Below are 9558 nucleotides of genomic sequence, written 5' to 3'. Positions count from 1 at the left end.
CGCCGACCGTCAGGTGGGAAATCTCCCAGCTCATCGTGAGCGCCCGTGATCCCATCTGAACGTCTGTCTGCCCATGCACTCCGAGCTCTGGAGCGTCGGCATCGACGTAACGTGAGCCGACAATCGACTGGCGCCACAGCGTCTCGTTTGAAACGTCTGCCAGGAACGAGTAAACGCTCGCGGCCGATTGGTTCACCTGCAGCCGGCTTGAGGCCCTCATCGTCGCTGAGGTCTCCTAAACGTTGAACCGCCATTCGCAGACGTCGCCGTCCTGCATGACGTAGTCCTTGCCTTCCATGCGCGCCTTGCCCTTGGCGCGGGCCTCAGCCACCGATCCGCACTCCACGAGGTCTTCGAAGGAGATGATCTCGCCCTTGATGAAGCCCTTCTCGAAGTCGGTGTGGATCGCACCTGCGGCCTGCGGCGCAGTGGCACCCTTCTTGATGGTCCAGGCGCGGGCCTCCTTGGGGCCGGCGGTGAGGTAGGTCTGCAGGCCGAGGGTGTCGAAGCCGACGCGAGCGAGCTGATCCAGTCCGCTCTCTTCCTGGCCGATGGAGGCCAGCAGTTCGGCGGCGTCCTCAGCGTCGAGCTCGATGAGCTCGCTCTCAATCTTGGCGTCGAGGAAGATCGCCTTCGCGGGCGCGACGAGCGCTGCGAGTTCGTCGAGGCGGGCGCGATCCTGCAGCACGGTCTCGTCGACGTTGAAGACGTAGAGAAACGGCTTCGCGGTGAGCAGGCCGAGTTCCTTGATCGGCTCAAGATCGATGCCTGCGTGTGAGAGCACCTGGCCCTCGTCGAGCGCGGCGCGGGCGGCCTTTGCGGTTTCAACGACGGAGGCGTCGATCTTCTTGTTCTTGAGCTCCTTTTCAAGGCGCACGATGGCCTTGTCGAGGGTCTGCATATCGGCGATGATCAGCTCGGTGTTGATCGTCTCCATGTCGCTTGCCGGATCGACAGCGCCGTCGACGTGCACCACGTCGGGGTCGCTGAAGCCGCGCACCACCTGTGCGATTGCGTCGGCCTCGCGGATATTCGCGAGGAACTGGTTGCCGAGGCCTTCGCCCTCGCTCGCGCCGCGCACGATACCGGCGATGTCGACGAAGCTGACGGGGGCGGGCAGGATCCGCTCACTGCCGAAGATCTCGGCGAGCTTGTCGAGGCGCGCGTCGGGCAGGTTCACTACACCCACGTTCGGCTCGATCGTGGCGAACGGGTAGTTCGCGGCGAGCGCGTCGTTCTGGGTGAGTGCGTTGAAGAGGGTGGACTTGCCCACGTTGGGGAGTCCTACGATGCCGATTGTCAGAGCCACAAGGGTTTATCCTACCCGTCGCCCGGGCGGCTCGCCGCTGGTGCGGCCGCCATGGACTGAGCGCCGCACCAGGGTCGGCGCATGGGTGGGGCCCGAGTGGGGGCGCGGGCCGGCCGGGCAGAGGGCACGGATCGCGCTGCGTCCGCCGATCCTCACCCCTCCGCGAGCATGCGATCGAGCGCCGACTCGCACGAGGCCCGCGCCTGTTCGGGCGTCAGATGCCCGGCGGCGGCGAGCATTCCAAGGCCGTGTACAAGCCCCCAAACGGCGTTGGCATCGGCTTCGGTGTCGAGGCCAACGCCCGACGCGACGGTGAAGAGCGCCGTTTCAAGCGCGTCAATGAGCGGAGCCATCGTCTCGGTGGGGGCACCGGGAATGCACACCGTCGGGTCGTAGACGGCGTCGAATGCGTGGGGGTGTTCGATCGCGAAGGAGATGTAGGCGTTGGTGCCCGCGCGCAGCGCTAGGGATGGGGTGCCCGCACTTTCGATTGCGGTCTCGACCCGGGCGATCAGGTCCCGCATGCTGCGCTCGGCAATCGCTCTCAGCAGGCCGAGCCTGTCCGTGAAGTGGTGGTAGGGGGCGTTGTGGCTCACATTCGCGGCCCGGGCCACTTCGCGCAGGCTGATCTCGTGTGCGGATCGGGTCGCGAGCAGCTGCATCGCCGCGTCTTCGAGCGCTCTGGCGAGACTGCCGTGGTGGTACCCATCGCGAGAACTTGACATGCGCAACATCTTCCCCTAACTTGACGATGTCCAGATGAGTTGACGCTGTCAAGATAGGAGCTTTGTGTTCACCACCCTCGTCATCGACGGCCACCCGAACCCCGACTCGCTCAGCGCGGCGATCGCCCGCAGCTACGCCGCAGCCCACGGCAATGCACGTCTCATCGCCCTGCGAGAGCTCGATTTCGACCCGCACCTGCGCTTCGGGTATCGCAAGCGCATGGAGATCGAGCCTGATTTGCAGGATGCCCGAGCGGCGATGCATCTCGCGAAGCGCATCGTGGTGGTCAGCCCGATGTGGTGGGGGTCCGTGCCGGCCCTCCTCAAGGGCTTCTTCGACCGCGCGCTGCTCCCGAAGCAGGAGTACCTCTATCCTGCCCGGGGGCTCCCGAAGGGCCTCCTCCGCGGACGCAGCGGTCGCCTCTTCCTGCTCGCCGACACCCCGGCGATCGCGGTGCCTTTCACTGGCACTCACGCCGTGGCGCAAGTGACTCGCCACACCCTGAAGTTCTGCGGGGTGCGACCCTTTCGCGTGCACCGTCTACTCGGCGTCAAGTACCGCGCCCCGGAGCGCATCGAGCGTTGGATCGCTCGAGCCGGGCAGATCGGGGCAGCGGACCGCCGACGCGACGATGCGGCGCAGGGTTCACAGACCCCCGCGCCCGTGAATGTCAGACGGGTGTGACACCCTAGACGCGTGCCCGTCGACTTCACCGCCATCGATTTCGAGACCGCCAACAGCCACCCTTCGTCGGCCTGCGCGGTCGGCTTGGTGCGCGTGCGCGAGGGGCGTGTGGTGGATCGCGTGGAGTGGCTGATCCGCCCGCCGGAGTCGCACGCCGCGTTTCTGCCGTTCAACGTCAAGATTCACGGTATTACGGCTGCGATGGTGGCGGAGGCGCGTGACTGGGCGGGGCAGTTGGCCGAGCTGCGCGACTTCATCGGCGATGACGTGGCTGTGGCCCACAACGCGAGCTTCGACATGGGGGTGATCCGTGCGGCGTGCGCTGAGAGCATCACCCCGGTGCCCCGACTGCGCTACTTATGCAGTGTGCAGGTGTCGCGCAAGACCTACGAAATCCCCTCGCATCGCCTGCCCCTCGCGGCCGAGGCTGCCGGGTTCGGCGAGTTCGCGCACCACGATGCCCTCGCCGACGCCGAAGCCTGCGCCGCGATCATTTCCGACGCGGCGAAGCGCCACGATGTTGACGATGTGGCTGCGCTCGCTAAGAAGACGGGGCTGCGCATCCAGCAGTTGAAGGCGATTCCCCTCAAGCTGTAGCCGGGCCACTGAACAAGAATGTCAGTGGTCCCTGACACGATGTGACCATGACCATTCTCACTGTTCTCCTGATCGTCGTCGCGGCGCTCGTCTTCGGCGTCGCCGGTTTCGTAGCGGGGCGCCGGGGTGCCGCGTCCGCCGCCGCGCAGCGCGTCGCAGAGCTCGAAGCGCGGGCCGCTCACGAGCGCGCGTTGGCGGTGCAGCAGGCCAGGCTCGACGCAGAATCGGGGGCGCGGCTGCTGCGTGAAGAGCTCGCGGCCGCCGAAACCAGGGTGCAGGGGCTTGAAGATCGGCTGCGCGACGCGCACGAGCACGCGAGGCAGCGCTCCGAGCTCGATCGCGATGAGCAGCGGGTGCTGCAGCAGCTCGCTCCGCTGCGCGACAGTCTCGGCAAACTGGAGACCACGGTTACGGCTCTGGAGCAGCAGCGTGCCTCTCAGCACGGTGAGCTGACCGAGCAGTTGCGACAGGCCGCGCGAGCCGAGGAGAAGCTGCGCGGCACCGCAGAGCATCTAGCTGCTGCGCTGCGCTCGAACAACACGCGGGGGCTGTGGGGCGAGACTCAGTTGCGGCGCATCATCGAGGCTGCTGGCATGGTCGAGCACGTCGATTTCGAAGTGCAGCAGCATCTCTCTTCGGAAAATGGGGCGGCCCGTCCCGACCTCGTGGTGCGCCTGCCCGGCCGCAAGAGCATCGCCATCGACGCGAAAGTGCCCTTCGATGCGTATCTCGAAGCGCAGCACGTCACCGATGAGACGCGACGAGCCACCCTACTCGGTCGGCACGCGAAGGCTCTGCGCGAGCACATCGTGGCCCTGGGCAATCGCAGCTACTGGTCAGCGCTCGCCGACTCCCCCGAGCTCGTCGTCGCATTCGTGCCGAGCGAATCGCTGTTGTCGAGTGCCCTCGACACCGACCCCCTGCTGCTCGAGTATGCCTTCGAGCGTCGCGTGGCCCTGGCCTCACCGGTAAGCCTGTGGGCCATTCTCAAGTCGATCGCCCACAGCTGGCGGCAGGAGTCGCTCACCGCCGAGGCGCGCACTCTGTTCGACCTCAGCCGGCAGCTGCACACCAGGCTCGGTCGCACCGCAACCCACCTCGACAAGCTCGGCCGCACCCTCTCGCGGGGCGTGCAAGACTACAACGCCTACGTCGGCTCGCTCGAACGCCAGGTGCTGCCCACAGCCCGCAAGATCGGCGCCCTCAACGGCGAGAAGATCGGCACCGAGCCCGTACAGCTCGAAGATGCGGTGCGCCCGCTCATCGCCCCCGAACTGCGCCCCGGCGGGAGTGACGAAAGCGATAACGCCGACGCCCACAACTGATTGAAGCCCCAGGCGCAAACGCCTGGGGCTTCAATCATCAACCCCGCGAACTCCGAGGTCGGGCACTGAGCGGGATCAGCTCCAGCGATCCGGGTCCATGTCGCTGATGACGTGGCGGATCGTGCCCGAGTGAGCGCGCATCACGATGCTCTCAGCCCGCACGAAGGGGCCGCGACGCTGCACACCGTCGACGAACTCGGCGGATGTGATGCCCGTTGCCACGAAGTAGCAGTTGTCGCTCGAGACCAGGTCGTTCGCTTCCAGCACGCGGTCAAGGTCGTGGCCGGCGTCGATCGCCTTCTGGCGCTCTTCGTCGTCCTTCGGCCACAGGCGCCCCTGGATCACGCCGCCCAGCGCCTTCACTGCGCAAGCCGTGATGATGCCCTCGGGGGTGCCGCCGATACCCACGCACATGTCGATGCGCGAATCCCAGCGCGCGGCATTAACGCCGCCGGCGACGTCGCCGTCCATGATGAGTCGCGTGCCAGCGCCGGCCTCGCGAATATCTGCGATGAGCTGCGCGTGACGCGGGCGGTCGAGCACGGCCACGCGAATGTCAGACACGTCGACGCCCTTAGCGCGGGCAAGCGCACGCACGTTTTCGCCGATCGGGCGGCGAATGTCGACAACGCCCACACCGGCCGGGCCGCACACGAGCTTGTCCATGTAGAAGACCGCTGACGGGTCGTACATGCTGCCGCGGTCGGCGACCGCGATCACCGAAAGCGCGCCGGGGCGACCCTCGGCGGTGAGACGGGTGCCGTCGATCGGATCGACAGCCACATCACACTCGGCACCCTCACCATTGCCAACCTGCTCGCCGTTGTACAACCACGGGGCGTCGTCCTTCTCGCCCTCGCCGATCACCACGGTGCCGTTCATGTTGACGGTCGACAGAAAGCGCCGCATCGCATCGACCGCAGCGCCGTCGGCGGCGTTCTTGTCGCCGCGCCCGATCCACGGAGTGGCGCGCATCGCAGCGGCCTCCGTGGCGCGCACGAGTTCCATTGCGAGGTTGCGATCGGGCTGCCAATCGCCCAGCGAAACAGGTTCAGTCATACCGACAACCCTACCGCGTAGACTGGATCCTTGGAGCGGCAGGGAGCCGATCCTTCACGACGCCAAGGAGCACAGATGCCAGTTGCAACTCCGGAACAGTACGCAGCCATGCTCGACGCCGCGAAGACGGGCGGCTTCGCCTTCCCCGCCGTCAACGTCTCGAGCTCGCAGACTCTCAACGCAGCCCTGCAGGGCTTTGCCGAGGCCGGTTCCGACGGCATCATCCAGGTCAGCTTCGGCGGTGCCGACTACTTCGCCGGTCACACCGTGCAGAACCGCGTGGGCGGTGCGATCGCCTTCGCGAAGTACGCAGAAGAGGTCGCCAAGGCCTACGACGTGACCGTCGCCCTGCACACCGACCACTGCCCGAAGCAGCACCTCGACAACTTCGTGCTGCCGCTCGTCGCGGCAAGCGAGGAGCGCGTCGCGCAGGGCGGCCTGCCTTACTTCCAGTCGCACATGTGGGACGGCTCGGCCGTGCCACTCACTGAGAACCTCGATATCGCGAAGGAGCTGCTGCCCCGCATGGCCGCAATCGGGGTCATTCTCGAGGTCGAGATCGGTGTGGTCGGCGGCGAAGAAGACGGCATCACCCACGAGATCAACGACCAGCTCTACACCACGCTCGACGACGCAGTGGCGACGGTCGAGGCGCTCGGGCTCGGCGAGCAGGGCCGCTACCTCACCGCTCTCACCTTCGGCAACGTTCACGGCGTCTACAAGCCGGGCGGCGTGAAGCTGCGCCCCGAGCTCCTCGCCGAGATCCAGGAGGGTCTCCAAGCGAAGTACGGCACCGGAGCGAAGCCCCTCGATCTTGTCTTCCACGGCGGATCGGGTTCGAGCGCCGAGGAGATCGCCGAGGCGGTGCGCAACGGTGTCATCAAGATGAACATCGACACTGACACCCAGTACGCCTTCACCAGGCCAGCGGCCGACTTCATCCTGAAGAACTACGACGGTGTGCTGAAAATCGACGGCGAGGTCGGCAACAAGAAGCAGTACGATCCGCGCGCGTGGGGCAAGCTCGCCGAGAGCGGCATGGCGGCTCGAATCGCACTCGCCGCTGAGCAGCTCGGTTCCGCCGGCAAGTCGGTGAGCGCCTAGTGGCGGATCCGCGGGAAGAACGCCCCACTCCCGCTTACGGCGAGTACGCGCCAGAGGGATGGAGTTGGAAGCCTGAGGGCGCCGAGGCCGCGCAGGCCGAAGCGCCCGACCCGGGCACCCTCTCCGGCGTGCCCCACAATCTCGGCGTGGCGCCGCAGGCGCCTCAGCCGGCACCGGCACCGCAGTCGGCACCCGCATCGCACTCCGCTCCGTCTCAGCACGCGCAGCCGGATCGCCCTGCGGCTCCCGCCTCGGAGCGCGCGCAGCAGCCCAACGCAGGCGATCCGCCACCCTACCGGGCAGATGAGGCACCTGCGGCCCGCGGCACCCAGCAGCCCCGTTTTGTGCCGGGGCCGCAGACGAAGCCACGACGCACCGGCGATATCGCGTTCACCATCGCACTGCTCGCGCTCGGAGCTTTCGGAGCGCTCTATTCGGCGCTGGTGCTGTTCTCGTTGCCGCCCACGGTGGCGCTGGTGGGGGATGCGCTGGAGATCGCCGATTTTGCTGCGCCGTCGTGGCTGGGCACCTTCAGCACGGTGAGCGCGCTCTCGATGTTCGCGCTGTATGCGGTCGCCCTCGTCTTCTCGATTCAGCGTATGCGCGGCGGCAAACTCGCGTTCTGGGTGCCGCTGTCGGCGGGCGTGCTCGCGATGATCCTCACTTTCGTGCTCACGCTCATCGCTATGACGAGCGTTCCCGAGCTCATGCAGGCCGCGGAGGATCCCGCATCCATGCAGAAGCTGCTCGACTACCTCAATTCGACGCAGCCGTAGGGTCTCACGGGCTCGCCGCTCGCGAGCTCGCGAGCCCGCGTCGCTCCCTGGGGAACGCGTCGAGGTCACCCGTGTGGACCTTTCGCTTACGCGCAAAGGGCCACACGGGTGACCTCGTTTCACAGCAGCCGGGCGGCGGAACCGGACGCGGGCCATGCAGGCAGTGGCGGATCCCGCTCCCCCGCCCGGGTCACGCCTCTGGCGGCGCGCAGCGCGTCGGCGCGAACCGTGAACCGAGACAGCGATCCACGATCCGCCCCTCTGCTTAGAGCACCTTTGAGAGGAACGCTTGGGTTCGACCATGCTGGGGTCGCACCAGCACCTCTTCGGGTGAGCCGTGCTCGACGACCTGACCACCGTCCATGAAGGTCACCGTGTCTGCGACCTCCTTGGCGAACCCCATCTCGTGGGTGACCACGATCATCGTCATACCGGTCTCCGCGAGCGACTTCATCACGTCGAGCACTTCGCCAACGAGTTCTGGGTCAAGCGCGCTGGTCGGCTCGTCGAAGAGCATGAGATCGGGTTTCATCGCGAGCGCCCTGGCGATCGCGATCCGCTGCTGCTGCCCACCGGAGAGCTCACTCGGGTACGAGTCGGCTTTGTCGGCCAACCCCACCCGCTCGAGCAGATCGATCGCCGAGCGCTTCGCTTCTGCCTTCCCTTCGCCTTTGACGAACATCGGAGAGCAGGTGATGTTCTCCAGTGCCGTCATGTGCGGAAAGAGGTTGAATCGTTGGAACACCATGCCGATGTTCTCGCGCTGCTTGGCGGCTTCACGTGGGTGCAACTCGTACAGCTTGTCGCCGTGCTCACGGTATCCGATCACTTCACCGTCCACCTCGATGCGCCCGGAGTCGATCGTCTCGAGGTGGTTGATGCAGCGCAGAAACGTCGACTTGCCCGAGCCCGAGGGGCCCAGCAGGCAGCTGACCTCGCCCCGCTTCACCGTCATGTCGATGCCTTTTAGCACATGGTTGTCCCCGAAGGACTTGTGCACATCGAGCGCCGTCATCTTTGCTTCGCTCATCGCGTGGCCTCCTCGTTACCGACCACCGAGGTCTCGGCCTGTGCCGAACCGCGGGTCTTCTTACGCTTGCGCTCGATTCGAGCGTTCTGCCCCTTCGAGAAGTGACGCTCGAGTCGGCTCTGGCCGAACATCATGATCGATGTGAAGACCAGGTACCAGACCGAGGCGACCAGGAGCAGCGGGATCGGGTTGAGTGTCGCAGATGAGATGTCCCTAGCGCGGGTGTACAGGTCGTAGTTGTAGGGAACCGCGGTGACCAGAGAGGTCGTCTTGAGCATCGAGATGAGCTCGTTGCCTGTCGGCGGAATGATGACCCGCATCGCCTGCGGGATGACAACCTTGCGCATCCGCAGCCACCAGCTCATGCCGAGAGCGTCGGCGGCCTCGCTCTGGCCGCGGTCGACCGAGAGCAGACCTGCGCGCACGATCTCGGCCATGTAGGCTGCCTCGTTCAAGCCGAGGCCGACGACAGCAATCCAGAACACCGGGATGACGTCGGCGAGCTCGAGGGTGAACCAAGGCTCGGCGAACGGCAGTCCGACATTCACCTGCTGGTAGATCGCAGTGAAGAGACCCCAGAAGACCAACTGCACGTAGACGGGGGTGCCGCGGAACAGCCACAAGAACCCGAAGGCAATGCTGCGGAGCACCGGGTTTGTCGTCTCTCGCATGATCGCGATGACGATACCGACGACAATCGCAAGGATCATCGAGAGCACGGTGAGCGCGAGCGTGTTCAGCGCACCCATCATCACGCGGCCGTCAAAGAGGTACTGCGCGAAGGAGGGCCAGTCGTAGGCCTCGCGCTGAGCCGCATCGAGCACGAACGCGATGATCGCAATGATGAGAGCGACCGCGAAGAAGTTGCGCCAGGGGTGGCGGAGTGGCACCGCGCGAATTGGCTTCGGCGGTGCCACATTGACCACCTGGGTGATCGGCTGGGTCACG

At 66.1% G+C, this 9558-nt stretch carries 10 protein-coding genes; 5 read left to right on the top strand and 5 right to left on the bottom strand.

Annotated features, from left to right (window positions below):
• Positions 1-235 precede the first annotated feature (235 nt).
• Positions 236-1309: a redox-regulated ATPase YchF gene (gene ychF, locus WFL22_RS10415; protein WP_336651957.1), complete on the bottom strand. Its 1074-nt coding sequence runs from the start codon at positions 1307-1309 to the stop codon at positions 236-238.
• A gap of 152 nt (positions 1310-1461) precedes the next feature.
• On the bottom strand, positions 1462-2034 hold the full coding sequence (locus WFL22_RS10410; protein WP_336992706.1) for a TetR/AcrR family transcriptional regulator: 573 nt from the start codon (positions 2032-2034) through the stop codon (positions 1462-1464).
• 64 nt (positions 2035-2098) lie between these two features.
• Between WFL22_RS10410 and WFL22_RS10405 the strand changes: the two genes are divergently transcribed.
• The 3 genes from WFL22_RS10405 to rmuC are packed head-to-tail and all read left to right on the top strand — an operon-like array spanning position 2099 to position 4641.
• Positions 2099-2719, top strand: a complete 621-nt coding sequence (locus tag WFL22_RS10405) for an NAD(P)H-dependent oxidoreductase (RefSeq protein ID WP_336651959.1) — start codon at positions 2099-2101, stop codon at positions 2717-2719.
• A gap of 12 nt (positions 2720-2731) precedes the next feature.
• Positions 2732-3316: a 3'-5' exonuclease gene (locus WFL22_RS10400; protein WP_336992704.1), complete on the top strand. Its 585-nt coding sequence runs from the start codon at positions 2732-2734 to the stop codon at positions 3314-3316.
• Positions 3317-3363: 47 nt separating this feature from the next.
• Positions 3364-4641 (top strand): DNA recombination protein RmuC, encoded by a 1278-nt coding sequence (rmuC, locus tag WFL22_RS10395; protein WP_336992703.1) that lies wholly within the window; start codon positions 3364-3366, stop codon positions 4639-4641.
• A 75-nt stretch (positions 4642-4716) separates the two neighbouring features.
• Here the strand turns inward: rmuC and glpX are convergent, their stop codons facing one another.
• Entirely contained in the window at positions 4717-5700 is a 984-nt protein-coding gene (gene glpX / locus WFL22_RS10390) for a class II fructose-bisphosphatase (protein ID WP_336651962.1), read from the bottom strand.
• A gap of 75 nt (positions 5701-5775) precedes the next feature.
• Between glpX and fbaA the strand changes: the two genes are divergently transcribed.
• Together fbaA and WFL22_RS10380 are read left to right on the top strand one after the other, a co-directional pair.
• Positions 5776-6804, top strand: coding sequence for a class II fructose-bisphosphate aldolase (gene fbaA / locus WFL22_RS10385; RefSeq protein WP_336651963.1), 1029 nt, complete (start codon positions 5776-5778; stop codon positions 6802-6804).
• Positions 6804-7580 (top strand): DUF6264 family protein, encoded by a 777-nt coding sequence (locus WFL22_RS10380; RefSeq protein WP_336992701.1) that lies wholly within the window; start codon positions 6804-6806, stop codon positions 7578-7580. The genes fbaA and WFL22_RS10380 overlap by 1 nt, the downstream gene beginning before the upstream one ends.
• A gap of 265 nt (positions 7581-7845) precedes the next feature.
• Here the strand turns inward: WFL22_RS10380 and WFL22_RS10375 are convergent, their stop codons facing one another.
• Positions 7846-8610, bottom strand: a complete 765-nt coding sequence (locus WFL22_RS10375; RefSeq protein ID WP_336651965.1) for an amino acid ABC transporter ATP-binding protein — start codon at positions 8608-8610, stop codon at positions 7846-7848.
• Complete coding sequence (locus tag WFL22_RS10370; RefSeq protein ID WP_336651966.1) at positions 8607-9557, bottom strand: amino acid ABC transporter permease; 951 nt, start codon at positions 9555-9557, stop codon at positions 8607-8609. Before WFL22_RS10370 ends, WFL22_RS10375 begins: the two co-directional genes overlap by 4 nt.
• Position 9558: the final 1 nt, after the last annotated feature.

The organism is Leucobacter sp. VD1 (genome assembly GCF_037150695.1).
Lineage (GTDB): Bacteria > Actinomycetota > Actinomycetes > Actinomycetales > Microbacteriaceae > Leucobacter.
Note: the sequence above shows the minus strand (reverse complement) of the source record. Positions and strands in the feature narration are given on the sequence as shown.